We start from the raw sequence: 21,072 nt of genomic DNA on the forward strand, positions 1-21,072 counted from the left end.
GGCCGCCGGCGAGGGCACCCGGACGGTGTACGGCTGTCCTCGCCGGGCCGGTCCGGGCCGGCGAGCGCGGTGTGCGGCTCGCCGGCCCGGCGCGTCACCGTGGGGCGCCGCAGTGTTCGTCGAGGAGCCTGGCGACCTCGGTGACGTGCGGCGAGCGCAGCATCGAGGCGTGGTCGCCGGGGATGTCGACGAAGGTGACCTCCCGGGTGGTGTACCGGGACCAGTCGGAGAACAGGCCCGCGACGTCGCTCGCGTGCTGTCCGGTGCGGAAGACGAAGACCGGGATGTCCAGCTTCCGGTCCGGCAGGGCCACGTCGCGCGAGTACATCAACTGGTGCATCTGCAACCGCAGGAACCGGTCCAGGTACTCCGCGCTCAGGAACGCCGCGACCCGGGGGTCCTTGCGTGCCCGGTCGAGCAGGACCCGCTTGGCCTCCTCGTACGGAAGCTTCCGCAGGAGGTCGCGGTCCTGGTCGAGCATGCCGCCGATGCCCATCGCGAGGATGAAGACGCGGGTCTCCTCCTCCGTCAGGTCGGCGTCCGCGACCGGAATGTCCCCCAGGTTCGGCGGGGTGTCGAGGATGATCAGCCCCTTGGGCTTCACTCCCTTGTCGATGAGCGTCGCGGCCAGGTGGAAGGCGATGTGGCCGCCCAGCGAGTGCCCCCCGACGTATCCGCCGTCGCCGAGCACGTCCTCCGCCGCCTCGAAGCAGAAGTCGACCGCTTCCTCGAAGCTCGGCAGGACCAGGGACTCACCGGCCGCGAGACCGGGTGCCTCCACCCCGTGGACCGCCCCGAACCCCCGCAGGTGGCGGGCGAGTTCGATGTAGCCGAGCACCGTTCCGCCGGCCGGCGGGGCGAAGACGATGTCCGGACCGTCCCCCGGGGTGGGCCGCAGCCGCACCAGCTTGGCGGCCGGCCGCCCGCCACGGGCGGTGACCTGCTGCTCGTGGTCCTCCAGGGCCGCGGCGAGGGTGCGCACGTCCGGGTAGAGGAACACCTGCTTGGGGTCGACCAGGACGTCTTCCTCCCGGAGCAGTGCCACCAGCTTGATGGTGAGCAGCGAGTCGCCGCCCAGTTCGAAGAAGGAGTCGTCCGGGCCGACCCGCGGGAGGTTCAGCACCGACGCGTAGGCGGCCAGCAGGCGCTCCGCGCGCGGGGCGAGGGGCTCGGTGGAGGCAGCCGCCGGCTCGGCCGCCGGGGTGTCGGCGGCGGTGCGCAGCAGCGACACGTCCACCTTGCCGCTGCTCTTGAGCGGCAGCGCGTCGTAGACCTGGATCACGGAGGGCACCGCGTACGGGGGGAGCAGTCCGCGCACCCTGGTGCGCAGTTCGGCGGGGTCCGTCCCGTCGGCGGCGACGTGCGCGGTGAGCGCGCCGCCGGCCTCGGCGACGCTGAGGACGAACGCGTCGCGGACCCCCGGCAGGGAGCACAGCGCGGCCCGTACCGCGTCCAGTTCCACCCGGTGGCCGCGGACCTTGACCTGCCCGTCGCGGCGGCCCCGGTAGTGGACCACGCCGTCGGCGTCGAGCGTCGCGAAGTCGCCGGTGCGGTACAGGCGTTCCCCCGGAAGGGCCGGGATCTCGGTGAACCGCCGCGCGGTCTCTTCGGCGTTGCCGACATAGCCCAGGGCCAGTCCTTCGCCGCCGACGTACAGCTCGCCCTGGACGCCGAACGGCACCACCTCGCCGTGGTCGTCGACGACGAGGGCGGTACGGCCCCGGATCGGCCGGCCGACGGGCACGGCGCCGTGCACGGGAGCGGTCATGGTGTGCGTGGTGGTGAACGTGGTGTTCTCCGTGGGCCCGTAGCCGTTGGTGATCCGCGTTCCGGGGCACCGTTCCAGCACCCGGTTGACGTGCTCGGGCGCGACCACGTCCCCGCCCACCAGCAGGTCCGCCACGCCGGCGAACAGCGCGGGGTCGGCGTCGGTCAGCTGGTGGAACAGCGGGGCGCTCACCCACATGAGGGTGGGACGCGAGCGCTCGATCTCCGCGCGAAGCCGGGTGACATCGAGGATGTTCTCCTTGTCCGTCAGGACCAGGGTGCCGCCGTTGAGCAGCGGCGCCCACACCTCCAGGGTGGCCGCGTCGAAGGACAGCGACCCGGTCTGCAGGACCCGTGTTCCCTCGTCGAAGGTGATCCAGTCCGGATCGCGGACCAGGCCCACGATGCTGGAGTTGGCGATGGCGACGCCCTTGGGCACCCCGGTGGTGCCGGAGGTGAACATCACGTACGCCTCGCAGGACCCGGCGATGTCGCGGTCCGGGGCGGTGTCCGTGGTGGAGCGGAACGGGATCTCCCGTACTTCTCCTTCGGGTTCGCCCGCCGCGTCGACGGCGACCCAGCCGGTGGCGGTGAGGTGGCCGCGGATCTCGCCGGCCCGCAGGACGGCCGAGGTCACCGACGCCGGCTGGTCGGGGTCGACCGGGACGTAGGAGGCGCCCAGGCGCAGGATGCCGAGCATCCCCACGACCGTCTCGACCCGCTTGGCCGCGTCGAGCGCCACCCGGTCGCCGGCCGTCACGCCGTGCGCGGCGAGGTGCGCCGCGACGCCGGCGCTGTGCGCGTCCAGCTCGCGGTAGGTGAGCGTCTGTTCGCCGTGGACCAGTGCGGTGCGGTCGGCGAAGGTGCGCGCCGTGGAGGCGAACGCGACGGCCACCGAGCCCTGTTCGGGCCTCTCGCGGGTGTTGCGGCCCAGCCGCAGGGCGGCTTCCCGTTCCCCGGCGGGGATGGCGGGCAGCCGGGAGACCGTCCGCCGCGGGTCCTCGGCCATGGCCTCCAGCAGGGTGCGGAACGCCCGCTGCCAGCCGAGTACGGTCTCTTCCCGGAAGAGCGCGGTGGCGTACTCGAAGGCGAGAACCAGTCCGTCCTCCCGCTCGTAGGCGTGCAGCGACAGCTCGAAGCGGGCGATGCGGTGCCGCAGTTCCAGCGGGGACCTGGTGGTGCCGGCGAACTGCGGGAAGTCCTCCGTGGGCACGTAGTTGAACATGGTCTGGGCCAGCGGCGGGCGGGAGGTGTCCCGTTCGGGGGCGAAGTTCGCCACCATGTGGTCGAACGGGTAGTCCTGGTGCCGCAGCAGCTCCGTCATGCCCTGCCGGACCGCCGCGCACTGCTCGTGCACCGTCCGGTCGGCGGGCACCGACATCGGGTACGGGAGGGTGTTGACGAACATGCCGACGGCCTCGGCCAGTCCCGGGTCGTCGCGGCGCATCGCGGGCATCCCGAGGAGGAAGTCCTGCCGCCCGGTGAGCCGGGACAGCAGCACACCGAAGGCGGTGGCCAGCCAGACCGCCGTGGAGACGCCGACGCCTGCCGCCGCGGCGCTGATCCGCCGCACCTCGCGCGGATCGAGCCGGAGGAAGAGGGTGTCCCCCGCGTAGGACTGCATCTGCGGCCGGGGGTGGTCCAGGGGCAGTTCCAGCGGGGCGATGTCCCGTTCCAGCAGTTGCCGCCAGTGGTGCGCGGAGCTGTCGGAGGCGGCGCCGGCCGCGTCCTGGCGGCGCACCGCCGCCGGGACGTCCGCCGGGACCGCCGGCAGGTCCGGCATGTCCTGTGCCGCCAGCGCGTTGTAGACCAGGACGAGGTCGCGCATGAAGACGCCCAGCGACCAGCCGTCGGAGGCCAGATGGTGGTGCGAGACGATCAGCACCGACCGTTCGCGCGGCAGTTGGGCGAGGGTGCAGCGGGCCAGCGGGGCGGCGGCGAGGTCGTACTTGTGCCGCAGTTCCGCGTCGAGGACCTCCGACAGCCGGGCCCGCGCCTCCTCCTCGTCCAGTTCCGCGAGCGGGGCCCGGTGCAGCGTGACGTCGGGCCGCTCCACGACGCGGGTGACGGGGGTGCCGCCGACCGTGTCGAAGACCGTCCGCAGCGCCTCGTGCCGGCGGGTGACGAAGGCCAGGGCCTTCTCCAGCAGGCCGGCGTCGATGCCGCCGGTCAGCTCCCAGGCCGCCACGATGTTGTACAGGGCCAGGCCGGGTTCGACGTTCTCCGCGAAGAAGATGCGGCGCTGGGCTGCGGACGGTCCGTCCCCGGGCTCCGTGCCGGGCGCGGTGGCGGATCCGGGGTCCGGTGCGGGGCGCGCCGACTTCTCGTCGATCACCCGGGCGATGGCCGACAGGGTCGGGTCGTCGAACACCTCGTGCAGGGCGAGGGTGACGCCGAACTCGGCGCGGATGTCGTTCCCGAGCCGGGCCGCCATCAGCGAGTGCCCGCCGAGGGAGAAGAAGTCGTCGTCCCGTGCCAGGTCCTCGGTGCCCAGGATGCGTTCCCACACGGCCGCGAGCCGGCGTTCCGTCTCCGTCGCGGGGCGGTCGCCGGTGGCGCGGGTGCCGGCCGACTGGAGCAGCCGGACGGTGTCCACCTGCCCGTCGCGCCGCCGGGGGATCTGCGGCACCAGCGCGCTCTCGGTCCCGGGCGCGAGGGCGGCGATCTCGGCGGCGGGTATCTCGCCGTCCGCCGCGTAGTAGTAGGTGGGGACCAGCCGCCAGCCGGGCTTGTGCCGTACCTGCGCGGCGATGTCGGTGTGGGCACCGTCCAGGCCGACGTAGGTGACCGTGCGGTCGTGGCCGAGCGCGAGGAGCAGGGACTCCAGGGCCAGGTCGGGGTCCAGGGACAGGAAGCCGCGCCGTTCGATCGGCACGGTGTTGCCCTTCGACATGCCCAGGTCCGTCCACGCGCTCCAGCCGAGCGAGACCGCCGCACGGTGGCCCTGGGCGCGCAGGACGCGCACCGCCTCGTTGAGCGCGCTGTTGGAGGCGGAGTACTCGGTGTGCCCGACGCCGCCGAAGTAGGCATTGACGGAGCTGAAGGCGATCAGCGGGGCGGCCGGTCCCGCCACCGCCGCCAGCGCGAACAGGCCGCCCACCTTCACCGCCGTGTACCGGGCGAGGCGTTCGGCGTCGACCGTCCGCTGCCCGTCGAGGCCCTCCAGCGTCTGGGCGCCGAAGGTGCCCAGACCGGCGAGGTGGAACGCCCCGTCGACGGCCCCGGGTCCCGCGGCCTCCCGCAGCCGCGCGGCGGCGTCGGGCGCGGCCAGGTCCACGGCGAGGTAACGCACCTCGGTCCGGGCCGCCAACGCGTCCAGTTCCCGGCGGCGTTCGGCGTCGAGACGTTCCAGGGGGGTACTGCCCACCAGAAGGAGGCGGGCCTGGTGGCGGTCGGCGAGGAAGCGGCTCACCTCGCGGCCCACCCCGCCCAGTCCGCCGCTGACCAGGTACGTGCCGCCGGCCGTGAGGACCGGTGCGGCGGCCCCGGGCGTGCCGGGGGCGACGGCGGGTGCGGGGGCCAGGGCGCGCTCGGAGCGGACGCCGGCGCGGTGGGCGACCACCGCCGCTCCCGAGGGGGCGGTCAGTTCGGCGGCCAGCGCCGCCGTGTTCGCCTCATCGAGGGTGTCGAGATCGCACCAGATGACCGCCGGGTCGTGGGCGTCGCCGTGCACGCTGCGCACATAGCCCTGGAGGGCGCCGAGGTGGGCGCGGGCGGCGGCGTCGCGGCCCCGGTCGCCGACGCTCACCAGCAGGATCTTCCGTGCCCGGCCCGCCGGTTCGGCGGCCTGCCGCTCGGCGGTGGCGGTGATCAGCCGGAGCACGTCCGAGGCGTCCCAGCCGTCCCGGGTCAGCGTCAGGTCGACCACGGCGTCGAGGGTCTCGGCGGGCTGTTCGGCGGCCGGGCCCGAGACCACGGTCAGCGTCTGCGCCAGGGCGCGGCCGACCGCTTCCCGGTCGGCCGGGGAGCCGCCGGTCAGGGTCAGGTCCACCGGCCGCCCCGCGGGGGCCGGCAGGACACGCGGGTGGCTGGTCTCGGTGAAGAACCACGGCGGGATCACGCGCTGCCGGGCACCGCGCAGCTGGGCGGTCGCCCGCAGCTCCTCGTCGTACTCCCCGGCGGCGAGCCGGGAGACGAGCTTGCCGCGCTGGATCTTGCCGATGCTCGTCTTGGGGATCCGCTCGGTGCCCAGCGGCACGACGTAGCGCGCCGACAGGCCGAACTCGCGCCGCAGGACGGACTGGATCTCCTTGATCTGCGCGGTGACGCGGGCGGGGCCGGTGTCCTGGGGGACGTAGAAGACGGCCAGGTGGTCGGTCACATCGTCCGCGTCGCGCACCGAGCAGGCCGCGGCGAAGGTGGGGACCACCCCGGGGACGGTTTCGACCAGCGCCTCCAGGTCGACGTTCTGGTAGTTGAGGCCGTTGACGATGATCCGGTCGGCGCCGCGTCCGGTGAAGGTGATCTTCCGGTCGCGGACGAACGCCAGGTCGCCGGTGTCGAACCAGCCGTCCTCGCGGAAGAACCGCGCGTTGGCCTCCGGGTTGTTGAAGTACTCCAGCAGCCGGGTGGCGCCACGGACCTGGAAGGTGCCGATGCGGCCCTCCGGCACGAGGGCGCCCTCCTCGTCGACCACCCGGGCCTCCACGCCGGGGTACACCCGTCCGCACTCGACGAACCGGCCGGCGGTTCCGCCGGGGCGGTCGGCGAAGTCCAGGGCGCCGTCCGGGTGGATGCGGCGCACGTCCTGCACGCCGGTGGTCCGGCCCCGCTCCAGGGTGTCGGAGACGATCACCATGTTGCAGGTCTCCGACATGCCCCACTCGGGCTTGATGGCGCCCGCCGGCAGACCATGGGGTTCCAGCAGCGTCAGCAGGCGCTGGCAGGTGCCGTAGTGCACCTGCTCGCCGGCGTTGATCCAGCGGCGCACGGCCGACAGGTCCCACCGCCGCTCGCCGCCGTCCGCCACCGCGTCGGCGAGCAGCGCGAGCATGGAGTTGGGGCCCCAGGTGTTCGTGGCCCGGTGGGCGCTGGCCAGTTCGGCCCACCGGGTGGGCTCGCCCAGCACGTACGCGGTCGCGGCGTGCACCTGGGCGGCGCCCAGGTAGACGGGCAGCAGATGGGCGTGGACCAGACCCACCACGTGCTCGATCGCGAGCCAGTTGAGGAAGACGTCGTCGGCCGCGTAGCCGCTGTGCTGCACCGCGGCCCGCTGCTTGTTCAGGAGGTTCGCGTGCGACTGCACCACCCCCTTGGGGGTGCCGGTGCTTCCGGAGGTGAACAGGATCAGCGCGGGCGACGCGGGCTCGATGTCGACCGGCCGGGGCGACCCGTCGTACGCCTCGGCCTCGGACAGGGACAGCGGCGTGGCGCCCTGAAGCAGCCGCTCCGCCTCCGGGAGCAGGCCCGCGGTGGCCAGCACCCGGGGCCGGTGCGCGGTGGTCCAGATCCGGCGCAGGGCCTCGGCCTCGGTGCGCCGCTCCCGGTAGTCGGCGGAGGGGGTCACCGGTACGGCGGTCGCGCCGCACAGCAGCGTCCCCCACAGGGCGACGGTGAACTCCTCCTGGCTGCCGGCCAGCAGCAGCACGAGGTCACCGGCGGCCACCCCGCCCGACTGGAGCCGGGCGGCGACCCGCTCGGCCCGTGTCAGCAGGCGGGCGTAGGAGACGAAGACGGTGTCCCCCGCGGCGTCCACGAAGTGGCAGCCGGTGTCCTCGCCGGCGCGTGCCGCGCGGTGCAGCGTGGCGGGCAGCGTCCTGGCGTCGCCGGGTACCTCCAGCAGGGGCGGGCCCTGGACGTAGGCGGGGACGGCCTGGCGCGGGCTCGCCTGCGGGGCCGTACCTCCCGGGGCGCCGTCGCCGGCCGCCGGGGCGGACGGCGTCACCGGGGAGCCGTGGTCGTACACCTCGCGGTGGAGCAGGACGCTCTCGCGCAGCCCGTGCGCCTCCCGCCAGCGGGCCTCGCGTTCGCGCAGCGGCTCGCGGTCCAGGACGGCGGCCTGGCGCAGCAGCGGGTAGTCGACCCGCCCGTGCCGGTCCAGCGGCAGGCTCGTGACGGTGATGACCTCGTCCACCGGCACGCCGGGCAGGTCATCGGCCGTGACGGCACGGCCGGAGGAGGTGCGCACGAAGGCGACGGCCCGCGGGGAGCCGTCCGCCGTGCGGCACTGGACGGCGGCGCACTCGGCGACGTCCGCGGCCCGCAGGGCGGCGGCCTCCACGGTGGCGACCGGGTAGCGGCGCCCCCGGTGGCGGATCAGTTCGGACGCTCTCTTGGCATGACGTGTGGTCATGGTGAATCCCCCGATTCCTGGTGATCAGTCGTCCAGCTTGATGGTGGTGCCGTCCACCCACATGCCACCGTCTCCGGTGGGGTAGAGGAACGGGCTGGGTGAGGGGAAGCCGGGTGCGATGACGCCCTCGGCCATCCACTGCGCCCACTCCCCGTCGGCCGGCAGCGCGGCCGGGGAGTCGGCTCCGGCGTAGATCTCGCCCCGGACGCCTGCCGGGCACGGGCGCCCCTGCGGGTCCAGCACGTAGACCGGGCCGGTGAAGCGGGCGAAGAACTCCCGCTGGTCCTCGTGTGCGGCGATCACCGTCGGCGTGTTCTCCGAGCGGCGCAGCAGTTCGGCCACCTCGCCGGGGTCGCTGCCGTCGATGTCGGCCACGGTGGCCCGTCCTTCCGCGATCTGCGACAGGCAGGAGCGGAAGACGCGGGCGAACACGGCGACCCACTCGGGGTCGACGGTTCCGGTCGTCGAGGAGAACCGGACGGTGAGTTCGTCGCCGGGTACCGCGACGACGGTGAGCCGGTAGTTGGTGCGCTCGTGGCTGGCGAACTCCCCGATGCCCAGGCGCTGCGAGCTGAGGTGCTCGGGGCCCAGCGGGTAGTTCTCCAGGATGAAGAGCACGTCGAACAGGGAGCGTCCGGTGCCGACGCCGGCGCTCTCCAGGATGTGGGTGGTGGCCAGGTCACCGTGTTCCATCGCGGCGAAGCCGTCGCGCTGGAGCCGGTGGAGCAGTTCGCCGACCTTCTCGTCGCCGATGGTCTCCACCCGGACCGGCAGGGTGTTGATGAGCAGGCCCACGATGCGTTCCACGTCCGGCACCTCGGGGGTGCGTCCGGAGACGGTGGTCCCGAAGATCACCTCGTCGGCGCCGGAGACGATGCGCAGGGACAGTGCCAGCGCGGCCTGGAGCACCGTGCCCAGTGTGCAACTGGAGGCGGCTGCGAACGTCCGGACGGCGCTCGTCTCCTCGGAGCCGAGGACCAGGTTCAGCTGGCTGAAGCGGTCCTCTCCCCCGCCCTGCGGGGCGGCTTCCGGCGGCAGGGCCGAGGCCTTGGCGCCGTTGAGGTGTTCCGCCCAGTAGGCGCGTGCCGCGCTCAGGTCCACGCCGTGCTGCCAGCGGACGAAGTGCCGGAAGCCGGGTGCCGGGGCGGGGAGGGCCTCGGTGGTGTCGGCGTCGTAGAGCTCCATGGCCCGGCTGAGCATCCGGAAGACGCTCCAGCCGTCCAGGGACAGATGGGGGAAGCTCAGGACGAACGTGTGCTCCTGGGGGCCGGTCCGCAGCAGGGCGATGCGCAGCAGCGGTCCGCTCGCGAGGTCGAAGCCGCGGGCGATGTCCTCGGCCAGGGCCCGGTCGACCGCCGCGCGCGGCCCGGCGGGGTCGCCGTGGGCCGTCAGGTCGCGGTGGGTGACCTCGATGTCCGGGTCGCGCAGGACGACCTGGACGGGCCGGGGCAGGTTCTCCCAGCTGTAGACGGTCCGCAGCATCTCGTTCTCGGCGACGACCGTGCGCCACGCGGCCTCGAACTGATCCCGCCGCAGGTCGCCGCTGAGGGTGGTGACGATCTGCCCGAAGTAGTCGCTGCCGCCGGGGTTCATCAGCTCGTGGTAGAGCAGCCCTTCCTGGGTGGTGGTCAGCGGCAGCACGTGCTCGACGCGGTCGCCGTACCGTTCGCGCAGCAGTTCCCGCTCGGTGTCGCCGAGGGCCGGTTCCCCGGCGGGCTGCCCGGGGTGGGCCCCGGTGGGGGTCTCCTCCAGCAGCCGGGCGAGGTCGAACAGGCCCTGCTCGTAGCCGGCCAGCAGCCGGGCCACCTCCGGCCGGTCCGCGAAGCGCCGGTCCACCCGTACGGAGACCTTCAGTTCGTCGCCGTAGCGGAAGATGTTGACCTCGATGGCGCACTCGCGCCGCGAGTCGGGGGCGCGGAAGAGGCCGTAGGCGGCGTCCGCCAGGACCATTCCGGCCGGCATGGCGCCCAGGTAGTTGAACGCGACGGGGATCGCGGCGGCGGGGTGGCGGACCGCGCCGGTGAGGAAGGCGAGGGCCCCGTAGTCGCGGCCACCGGCCGGGATGCCGTCCAGGTGGGCGCGGCAGGCCAGGACGGCGGCGATCGGGTCCTGCCGGGGGCCGGTGGGCAGCACCGTGGGATAGATGCTGGTGAACCAGCCGACGGTGCCGGACAGGTCGAGGTCGTCCACGACGTCGGCCCGGCCGTGGCCCTCCAGCAGCACCGGCAGTTCCCGCGTGCCGAACGCCTCGCCGTACGCGGTGGCCAGCGTCGCCAGCAGCGCGTGCTGGAGTTCGGCGCCGGGGAAGCCGCGCCCGATGCGCGACAGGGTCTCGGTGGCCCGCTCCGGGAGGTGGAACTCCCGGTCCACGGTGGCCTCTTCGGTGAGCACCACGTGGGGGAACGGGCTGCGGACCCGGTCGGTGACGTCGGACCAGTAGGCCACCTGGTCCTGTCGCGGTGCGGAGTCGGCGTGCAGGTGGGTGGCGGCGATCCACGAGGAGTAGGTGGCCGTGCCGGTGGTGGCGGGCGGCGTGCCGGTCTCCTCCCGCAGGGCCGTGCGCAGGTCGCGGGCCAGGATGCGCAGCGAGACGCCGTCGCTGATCAGGTGGTGCACCGCCAGGACGAGCTTGTGCCCCTCCCCCGTGGTCACCTTGGCCGCCTGGAGCATCCGCCCGCGGGCCGGGTCCAGTGTCCGCTGGAGTTCGGTCAGTTCGCCGGTGATCTCCGCGAGGTCGGTCACCGCCCAGGCCCGGACGGGGACCTCGGCGGCGGGCAGGTCCTCCTCGTAGTGCCAGACGCCGTCCACCCGGTGCAGCCGGGAGCGCAGCGCGGGATGCTGGGCGGCCACCGCGTGCAGCGCCGCGGCGATGCGCCGCGGGGGGTGGTCCTCGTCGAGGTCCAGCACCAGCGGGAGGTTCCAGTGGTCCAGCCATTCCTCCTCGCCCAGGGCGTCGAGGATCCAGGCGTGCATCGGCGCCAGTTGCGCGGTGTCCTGCCGTTCGACGACGGCCGCCGCCGTCCGGCCCGGGCGCAGGACGCGGGCCAGCTTGCGGATCGTCTGGTTCTCGAAGACGTCCTTGGCGGAGAGGTGGTAGCCGGAGCCGCGCAGCCGGTTGGTCATCTGGATGACCTGGATGGAGTCGCCGCCGAGGCTGAAGAAGGTGTCGTCGGCGCCGAACGCCTCGGTTCCCAGGAGTTCGGCCCACACCCGGCGCAGTTCGGCGGCCTCGGGGCCCAGTTCGTCCACGGCCGGCCGGTCGCCGGTGGCGCCCTCGGGCCGGGCGGGAGCGATCTCGACGCCGGCCAGCGCACGGCGGTCGACCTTGCCGTTGCGGTCCAGCGGCAGCCGCTCCAGCGGCACCAGGACCGAGGGGACCATGTAGTCGGGCAGCAGTCGTTCCAGGTCGGCGCGGAGGTCCCGGTCGCTCTCACCGGACCAGAACCCGACCAGCCGCAGTCCGCCGCTCGCGCCCTCGCGGGCCTCGACGACGATCTCCCGCACGTACGCAAGGGAGCGCGCGACGCGTTCGATCTCCGGCAGTTCGACCCGGAAGCCGCGGATCTTGACCTGGTGGTCGACCCGTCCGATGAACTCGATGTCGAGGTCCTCGTTGAGCCGCACCAGGTCACCGGTGCGGTACATGCGCCCGTTCGCGGTGAAGGGGTCCCGGGAGAACGCGGCGGCGGTGAGGTCGGGGCGGTTCAGGTAGCCCAGCGCCACCCCCCGGCCGCCCACGTACAGTTCGCCGGGGACGCCGACGGGCTGGAGCCGGCCGGAGCCGCTGAGCACGTACGCCGAGGATCCGCCGATGGGGCGCCCGATGGGGACGGGCCGGTCATCGGGGTGGTCGGCGGGGATGGGGTGCGTGGTGGAGAAGGTGGTGTTCTCGGTCGGGCCGTAGCCGTTGATGACGCGCACGCCGGGGTCGGCGTCGAGGACGGCGCGGATGTGCCGCGGTGACAGCACGTCGCCGCCGACCAGCAGTTGCCGCAGCCCGGTGAAGGCGGCCGGGTCGGCGTCCACGATCTGGTTGAACAGCGGGGCGCTCGCCCACATCACGGTGGCGCCCGTGTCCCGGACGGCGGCCCGCAGGGTGGTCGCGTCCAGCAGCACGTGCTCGTCCACCAGGTGCAGTCGCGCCCCGTTCAGCAGCGCTCCCCACACCTCCAGGGTGGAGGCGTCGAAGGTGAGCGATCCGGTCTGGAGCACCACGTCCCGCTCGCCGAGGGTGACGAAGGTGGGTGCGTGCACCAGGCGCAGGATGTTCTCGGCGGAGACCACCACGCCCTTGGGACGCCCGGTGCTGCCGGAGGTGTACATGACGTAGGCGGCCGTGGTGGCCGCGTCGCCGGCGTGGTCGGGCCGGGCGGCGGCGCCGTCGCCCGGCGGCACGTCGTAGACGCCCAGCGTCAGCTGCGGCACGGCGGTGTCCGGGTGCTCCGCCTCGTCGAGCAGGAGCACCGCCTCGGAGTCCGCCAGTACCAGGTCACGGCGCTCGGCCGGGTCCGAGGGGCGCAGCGGTACGTAGGCGGCGCCCAGGCGCAGCGCGGCGACCATGGCGATGATCACGTGCGGCGAGCGGCGGGCCATGACCGCCACCCGGCTGCCGGCCCGTACGCCCCGGGCGCGCAGCCGCTCGGCGCAGGCGCCCGAGCGGTCCCACAGCTCCGCGTAGGTGAACCGCTCCGCGCCCATCACCAGTGCCGTCGCGTCCGGCCGCGCCCGTACCACCTCGGCCAGCCGGGCCGGGATGGACGCGGGCAGCGGGCCGTCGAGCGGGCCGTTGATGGACAGGGCGCGCCGCCGTTCGGCGGGGCCGGCGATCTCGATGCCGCCGACCCGCGGGTCGCGCAGGCCGGGGAGGTCGCCGAGCACCGTCAGATAGGCCTCGCTCCAGCGCTCGACGTCGCGGCGGGCGAACAGGTCGCGGCGGTACTCGAAGACCAGGTCGAGACGCCCTTCCCGCTCGAACGCCTGGACCGACAGGTCGAATTTGGCGGTCTCGCTCTCCCAGATCCGCAGCCGCCACGACGCCTCGGGGGTGGTCACCTGCTCGATCTGGGCGTTCTGCAGCGCGAACAGCACCTGGAAGAGCGGGTTCCTGTTGTGCGCCCGCTCCGGCTGCAGCACCTGCACCAGGGAGTCGAACTGCACGTCCTGGTTGTCGTGGAGGCCGATCACCTTGCGCTTGACCTGGTCCAGCAGCGCCGAGAAGGGCTCCGTGTCATCGACCCGGAGGTCCAGCGGCAGCGTGTTGGCCAGGAACCCGACCATTCCCGCGGTGTCGCCGAGGCCCCGGTTGGCGACGAGTGTGCCGAGCCGGACGTGGTCGCTCAGGGTCAGCCGCTGGTGCAGCACCGCGTAGGCGGCGAGCAGCAGCACATAGAGCGAGACGCCGTGCTCGCGCGCCAGCCGGCGCAGGCCGGCCAGGACCTCGGGGTCCACGACGGTGGTGATGTGGTCGCCCGCCGAGCCGGCCGGCTCGCCGCCGGTCACCCGGCCGGGCAGCTCCGCCGGGACGGTGACGTCCCCGAGCTGCTCGGTCCAGTAGTCGAGCTGTTCACGGTGGGCCGGGGACCCCTCGTACGCGGTCACCTCCGTGACGTACCGGGGGTAGAGACCGCGGATCGGGTCCAGCCGCACCACGCCGTGGGCCAGCAGGTCGCCGTGGATCGCGGCCAGGTCGGACAGGATGACGCCCATCGACCAGCCGTCGGAGACGATGTGGTGGATCGTCAGCACGATGGTCGCCCGGTCCTCGCTCTCCCGGACGACGGCGGCCCGCACCGGCGGCTCGGCCGGCAGGTCGAAGGGGATCGCGGCGCAATCCGCGATGATCCGCTCCACCCGCGCCGCGCGTTCCGCCTGCGGCATCGCGCGCAGGTCGTGCTCGGTGAGCTCCAGGCCCAGTTCCTCCACGGGGACGAGGCGCTGGACGATCTCGCCGTCCTCGCCGGCGCCGAACCGTACCCGCAGTGCCTCGTGCCGGTCGATCAGCTGCATCACCGCGACCTTGAGCAGCGGCGCCGCGACCTCGCCGGTCACCGTGATGGACACGGTGTTGTTGTAGTACGGGCTCTGCGGGTCGGCCTCGAAGAGGAACCACAGGCGGCGCTGCTGCGGGGTCAGCGGGCTGTCGCCGTCCGCCCCGCTGCGCGGCGGTGCGGGCTCGCCGGCGCGCTCGGGCGCGGTGTGCTCCGCCCCGGCCACCGCCTGCTCCGCCAGGTGCCGGATCGTGGGCTCCGCGTAGAACGCCTGGTGGGAGACCTGGACGACGTTCTCGTCACGCAGCCGCGCCAGCAGCTGGATGGTGGCGATGGAGTCGGCGCCGACATCGAAGAGGTTCTCGGTGACGCCGATGGTGTCCACCCGGAAGACCGCGCGGCAGATGTCGCGGATGCGCTCCTCCAGGGGGCCGCGCGGGCCCTCGACGGTCACCTCGCCGCGCAGCACGTCCAGCCGGCTGAGCACGGCGGAGCGGTCGACGGCGCCGTTGCGGTCCAGCGGCATCTCGTCGAGGAGCGCGTAGCGCGGGGGCCGGTCGCCGTGGTCGGGCCGCAGCACGTCGGCGAACTCCGCCGCGCGGGGGGCGAACACCTCCTCGAAGGTGGCGAAGTCGGTGACCACGCACACGTCGTCCAGGTCGGGACGGTCTTCCCGCACGGGCAGCGAGGACGGCAACCGGGCCCCGTCCACCCCCAGATGGACGCCTGAGGCGTCGGTGCCGACGGCGCGGGACAGTGCGAGCAGGGCCCGCAGCGGGTCCATCGTCGCGATGCCGCGGCGGCTCAGCGACCGGTTGACGCGCAGGTTGCGGCTCATGCCGGTCTCGTCCCACACGCCCCAGGCCACAGAGGTGGCCGCCAGCCCGCGCGAACGCAGGTGGGCGGCGTGGTGGGCCGCGAAGTCCGAGGCGGAGACGTAGCCGGAGACGGTGGTGCCCGGGGCCAGGCTCCGGGCGCTGGCGAAGGCGACCAGGAACGCGTCCGGGTGCCGCTCCAGCAGCAGTTCGCCCAGCAGGTGCAGGGCGCGGACCTTCGGTGCGTACACCGCCCGCAGATCGGCGACCGACTGCTCGGCGATCAGGGCCTCGTGGATCACCCCGGCGAGGTGGAACACGCCCTGAAGGGGCAGCCCCGAGGACGCGGCGTGTCCATCGACCGCCGCCCGCAGCGCGCTCGCGTCGCCCAGGTCGCACCGGCGGTAGGTGAACGCGCCCCCGTGCTCGCGCGCGAGCGCCCGCAGTTCGGCGATCTCCCGCTCCGCCCGCTCCGGGTCGCGCCGCCCCAGCACCAGGACGTCCCGTCCGAAGTGCCGCAGCAGGAACGCGGTCAGCAGCCGGCCGATGCCGCCCAGACCACCGCTCACCACGACGAAGCCGTCCCGCAGCGCCAGCGGTGAGGGACCCTCGGGCAGCGGCAGCGCCTCAAGTCCCTGGAGGTGGCGGACACCGTCCACGTACGCCACCGACGTGCCGTCCGCGGCCGTGGTCTCCTCGCGGCGGACGGCCTCCACCACATCGCCGCCCGTTCCGGACAGGTCGATGTGCACGGCGGTGTGCCCCTCGGCCACGGCACCGCGCACGAACGCGGAGACCGCGGCGGCCCGGTACCCCGGGTTGGCGTCCAGCGGGCCCAGCGCGGCGCGGGTGACCACGGTGGTGCGGGTGAGGGTGATCCCGGCCTCGGGCAGCAGCCGCCACAGGTTCTGCAGGCTGAAGACGCCCCGGTCCTGCGCGTCGAGCACGTCACGGTGCCCGTCGTCCCCGGTGTCCATGGCCCACAGGTGCGCCACGGCGACGGTGTCGGCGCCGGCCGCGCGCAGCGTCGAGCCGAGCGAGCGGTACGCCTCCTCGTCGCGGGGGTCGACCTCGGTCACCAGGACGCCGGGCGGCACCACGGCCGAGTCCGCCCCGGGTGCCTGCGGGGTGTGCGCCCAGACCACGGTGCGTGCCGGGTCGGCGGCGAACCGCCCGGCCACGGTGGGGTCGTCGGTGAGGACGAGCAGCGTCCTCGCCTCGTCGGGCGCCGCCTGCTCGGGCGGGCCGGACGGTACCAGGATGTCGCGGTAGGCGCCGATCGGCGCGGGGACCGCGGGGACGAGCGGGCCCGGGGCGCCGGGTGTGGTGAGCGCGGTGAGCAGATCGCCGTCCGGGTGGTCCGCCAGACCGCTCCCGAAGGCCATCTCGTGGACGGTCACACCGGAGCGCCTGAGCCGGCGGGCGAGGCGTTCGCGGACCGCCTCGCGGTAGTCGGGGTGGTCGAGCCGGGTCTCCACGGCGGCCAGCGCGCCGCGCGTCCCGGGCAGCAGCACCTCGGAGGTCCACACCCGTACGTCCACCACGCCGGGCAGAGCGCGTACGGCGGCCTCGAGAGCCTCGTCGCGGGTCCATGCGCCGCCAAGACCGCCCAGCACAGGTGCGGGCGCCGGCCCTGGGGGTACGGAGCGGCCCGCCTCCGCCTCCTGCGGGGAGGCCGTCAGATAGCGTCCGGGGCCGACCAGGGAGGCCAGCGTCTCACCGGCGCGCGCCCGGCCGCCGCCGGACTCGCCCACGGCGCGGTCGGCGAACTCGCCGTCCCGGAACCGGGCGCCGAGCTTGGCGCGCTGGATCTTGCCGAGGTTGGTCTTGGGGATGTCGCGGCGCCGTACGGGGACGACCGCGTGCAGCCGTACGCCGATCCTGCGCAGCACCTGGGCGCGGATCTCCTCGACGGGCGGGTCCTCCATGCGCTCCTCGCGCGGCACGAAGAAGACGATCGCCCGGTCCTCGCCCGAGGTGGGGTCGGTGTGCGCCCAGGCGGCGGTGAAGCTGGTCTCCACGCCGGGCAGTTCCTCGATCGCCGCCTCGACCTCGGAGAGGTCCACGTTGAGGCCGTTGACGACGAGGATCTGCTTGGCCCGGCCGGTCATGGTGACCTCGCCGTCCAGGATCCGGGCGAGGTCACCGGTGCGGAACCACCCCTCGGTGGTGAACGCCTCGTGGTTGACCTCGGGGTTGCGGAAGTACGCGGGGGTCACGCACGCGCCCCTGACCACCAGGTGGCCCACCTCGCTCTCGGGGAGGATGTCACCGGCCGCGTCGAGAACGGCGACCTCCAGTCCGGGAATGGGGCGCCCCAGGGAGACGAACTGCGCGGTGCGCGCGCCGTCTTCGCCGTCCGCACCGGGCGCGGCGCCGGCGAGCGGGCGGAAGTTCCGGTTGTAGAGCACCCCGGAGCAGGTCTCGGCCATGCCCCAGACCGGCACGAAGACATCGGGCCGCAGTCCGTGGCCGGCCAGCGCCTCGCACAGCAGGCCGGTCAGCCGTGCGTTCACCATCTCACCGGCGTTGATGACCTGGCGCAGGCAGGACAGGTCCCAGTCGGCGTGTTCGCGGGCCCGTACCAGGTTGTTGAGGAGTGAGTAGGCGAACTGCGGCGCCCAGGTGTAGGTGACGCGGTGCCGGTCGACGAGGTCGAGCAGGGTGAGCGGGTCGGCCAGGATGTGCCCGGGCGCGACCTGTACCTGTTCGGCCAGCCGGAACACGCCCCGCAGATGGGACATGAGGATGCCCGCGGCGTGCTCCAGCGGCATCCAGTTGAGCTGGATGTCGGTCGCCGGGCCGTCGTCCTGCAGGACGGCGGCCTCCCGCGCGAGCATCGAGCGGTGCGTCTGCACGGCGCCCTTCGGTGTCCCGGTGCTGCCGGAGGTGAAGAAGATGACCGCGGCGTCGTCCCCGGGCGCGGTGGCCGGCCCGGTCTCCGGGTCGGGGACGGCGGGCAGTTCGGCGGCCGGAGGGAAGGTCAGGACCGATCCGGGGTCGTGTCCCAGGAGCTCCAGGACCGGGGGGTACTCCTCGGCGATGGCCGTGCCCACCAGGATCCGGCCGGTGCCGAGCGTCTCCAGGACCCGGGAGACCCCTTCGAGGGTCTCGCGCCGCAGGACCGGGGGGACGCTCATCGGCACGGCGACGACGCCGGCGTGCATCGCCGCCCAGAACAGGGGCAGATATTCGTGGCCGTCGGGTATCTGGAGGACCAGATGGTCACCGGGCCGCAGACCGGCCTCGCCGGTCAGCCACCGGGACAGCCGCAGTGCCTCGTCGCGCAGACCCGCGTAGGTCGTACTGCGGTACGCGCCCCCGGCGTCGTAGAAATGAATCGTGGTGTCCGGCGCCCGGTGGGCCGCGTCCCGCAGTGCCGCGAAGACATGGGTCCAATTCGGCGCATGAAGAATCTCGCCGCCCGAGACATGTGACATCCCGGCGACGCTGAAGTGATCAGCCATCTTTCTTTTGTTCCCCCGAACTTGTTTTACGTTCTCGCCGCTATCAGTTGAGTGATGCTGTGGAGATTCTCGTCGATGAAGAAATGACCGCCGGAATACATGCGGAAGTCAACGACGGATGAGGAGATCCGGAGCCAGTCGGCATGACATACCGCGTTGGCGGTGTCGTCGTCCTCGCCGTTGAGAACGGTGACGGGGCTGCGGACCGGAACGGTTTCGTCGGCCGTCGCCGCGCCGTCCTCGAGAAGCCGGAAATCGGCCCGGATGACGGGCAGGAACAGCGTGGACATGAGGTCGTGCTCCGCGAGGGAGGCCGGCAGGCCGCCGAAGGCCGCCAGCTCCGACAGCAGACGCGCGTCGTCCAGCGCGCTCACGGGCGCGCCGAGCACGTCGCGGTACCGCGGTGAACCGCGCCCGGAGAGGTAGAGGTGCCGGGCCCGCAGTCCCATGGACTCCAGGCGCCGTTCCAGCTCCAGCGCGAGGTAGGCGCCCATGCTGTGCCCGAACAGGGCGAAGGGCTGTCCGGTGGCGAGCAACGGCAGGGTGCGGTGGGTGAGATCGTCCAGCGCCTCGGCGAACGAGGCGTACAGGGGTTCGCCGACGCGGTCGCCGCGTCCGTTCAGCTCCAGCGGTACGACATCGAGGTGTGCCGGCAGCAGGGCACGCCAGCGGTGGTACCGACTCGCACTGCCCCCGGCGTGGGGCAGGCATATCAATTTCACGTTCATGAACGAAAGACCCCCGTTGCCGCACGCCGTCGGCGTACCGCAGTCTTTGCACCCCCGAAGGGCGCGACCGCCCCATTCATCAAACAGCGCGGTAGAGCCCTGCGAGGCCCCGCATCCGGCTGGATACGGCTCACAGGAAACCCCACGGTGAGGTCCGCGGTAATTCCCCACCGCGTTCCGCTTGCGCCGTGACGGATACTAACAGAGCCCCGCTTCGGAGCGCCAGCGTCAGTTTTCCGGGCCCCCGGCACCGCCGCCCACCTGCACGGAAGAACTACTCCGGACGCATTCTTTACCAGCGAGTAACCAATAGCCGCGCGAAATAAAAGCAATGCCCACCGCAATACGCGAACGGGTGTCTTATTCGGCCGGGGGGTCGCTTGCCATGCCCGGCACCATGACCGGGTGGATGAGCACGGTCACGGCGCCCGGCGGGCAGCACGGGACCCGCGGCAACGCGCCGCGCGGGCCCGCCGGCTGACCGCCCGGCATCTCTGCCTTCACACACGCTTGATCACCCGTCACCGGTTCCCGCCGTTCCGCACTCCTTCCGCACTCCTTCTGCACCGGCCCGGTCCCCGGCGGAACGGAGCACGCCACCGGCCGGTACGGGGAGTTCACCCGGGGTGGCGCGTCCCCCGGCGTCGCGGCAGGTCGCCCTCCGCCCGCCCGGAGAGATCCCCGGCACCGCCCCACGGGTGGGCGTTCAGCGTTCTCCCAGTACCGCCAGTGCCGCGTCGAGCGCGACCGGCGTGGTGGTGGCGTGCACGCTGAAGCGGATGCGGTCCGCCCCGTGGGCGGTCGCGCTCACCCCCGCCGCCCGCAGCCGCTCGTTGACCGCCGGGGCGTCGCCGCCCGCAATCCCCGCCACCACCAGGCCCGCGCGGTCCCGGGGAGCGACGGGCGACAGGACCGGCACGCCCGCGGCGCGGAGCCGGTCGATGAACACGGTCACCGTGTCCTCGATACGGCGCCGCACGGTGGCGACCCCGACCGACTCCAGCTGGGCGAGCGCCGTCGCGAGCGCCCCGGAGGCGAACGGTGATCCGTTGGTGACCGACAGACCCGGTGCGCCGGGAAGCGGCTCATGGAGCACACCGTCGTACCGGGAGGGGTTCTCGACACCGGTCCAGCCGCCGAGTACGGGCCGCAGGCGCTCCGTGCCCCGGGGGGACAGCGCCACGAAGCCCGTGCCCCACCCGGCCCGCAGCCACTTCTGGCCGCCGACCACCAGGGCGTCGGTCACGGTCCAGTCGGTGTCCAGGACACCGAACCCCTGAATGCCGTCCACCACGAGGAGCCGGTCGCCGATCACCGCACGGATGCCGGCCAGATCCGCGCGGAACCCGGTACGGAAGTCGACCGCGCTGACCGCCACCGCGACCGTGTCCGGGGTGAGGGAGGCCGCGACACGGTCCGGTGTCACCGGGGCCAACGCGTCGCCGGGCACGGCGGGCAGGGTGCGCACGGTGGTGAGCCCCGCGTCCTGGGCGCGCCACCACGCGTAGAGATTCGAGGGGAACTCGGCGCTGCTGACGAGCACCGCGCCGCGCGGCAGGCCGAAGGCGACCTGCAGCAGGCCGAACGAGGTGCTGGACGTCAGCACCAGTGCGTCACGGTCGAAGCCGGTCAGGCGCGCGAGTGAGGCGAGGGCGTTCTCGTCCTCCGCGTGCAGTCCCACCGAGGGGATACCGGCGGCTGCGTCCGCCGCGAGGCGGCCCATGGTCTCCACGACGGCGCGCGAGGGCGGCCCGTAGCTGCCGAAGTTCAGGTAGCCGGCCGGCTCGGAGAAGGAGGCGAGATAAGCGTCGAACTCCGCCGTCATGAAGGTACCTTCCGCGTCATCGGTGCCGCGGTGGCGGCCGGAGCACCCGCACCCGCGGATCCGGCCGGCCGCCGCCGGCGATCGTCAGCAGGGTGATGTCCGTGCACGCGCCGATGCTACGTGCCGCCCCCTCACCCGCCCAGGGCCGGCCAACATCCGGCGGGTGACCGGCGGGTTCTCGGTGCGGCCGG

4 protein-coding genes are annotated in these 21,072 nt (G+C 73.4%); all 4 read right to left on the minus strand.

Annotated features, from left to right (window positions below; translation table 11 throughout):
- Nucleotides 1–94: 94 nt before the first annotated feature.
- Entirely contained in the window at nt 95–8,059 is a 7,965-nt protein-coding gene (locus H7827_RS04045) for an amino acid adenylation domain-containing protein (RefSeq protein WP_432742739.1), read from the minus strand.
- A 24-nt stretch (nt 8,060–8,083) separates the two neighbouring features.
- A complete protein-coding gene (locus H7827_RS04050) occupies nt 8,084–18,328 on the minus strand; it encodes an amino acid adenylation domain-containing protein (protein WP_432742741.1) in 10,245 nt (3,414 codons plus the stop codon).
- 26 nt (nt 18,329–18,354) lie between these two features.
- A complete protein-coding gene (locus H7827_RS04055; RefSeq protein ID WP_432742743.1) occupies nt 18,355–19,050 on the minus strand; it encodes a thioesterase II family protein in 696 nt (231 codons plus the stop codon).
- Between the two features lie 712 nt (nt 19,051–19,762).
- The gene (locus H7827_RS04060) at nt 19,763–20,881 is read right to left on the minus strand and encodes an aminotransferase class V-fold PLP-dependent enzyme (RefSeq protein WP_432742745.1); all 1,119 of its coding nucleotides are present in this window, start codon (nt 20,879–20,881) and stop codon (nt 19,763–19,765) included.
- Between the last annotated feature and the right edge of the window lie 191 nt (nt 20,882–21,072).

It is taken from the genome of Streptomyces sp. JH002, from assembly GCF_050916115.1.
GTDB classification, from domain to species: domain Bacteria; phylum Actinomycetota; class Actinomycetes; order Streptomycetales; family Streptomycetaceae; genus Streptomyces; species Streptomyces xiamenensis.

Bases quoted from the DNA above. Each gene is read 5' to 3' on its own strand.
- H7827_RS04045 (WP_432742739.1), bottom strand. From the start codon at position 8,059: ATGACCACACGTCATGCCAAGAGAGCGTCCGAACTGATCCGCCACCGG.
- H7827_RS04060 (WP_432742745.1), bottom strand. From the start codon at position 20,881: ATGACGGCGGAGTTCGACGCTTATCTCGCCTCCTTCTCCGAGCCGGCC.
- H7827_RS04050 (WP_432742741.1), bottom strand. From the start codon at position 18,328: ATGGCTGATCACTTCAGCGTCGCCGGGATGTCACATGTCTCGGGCGGC.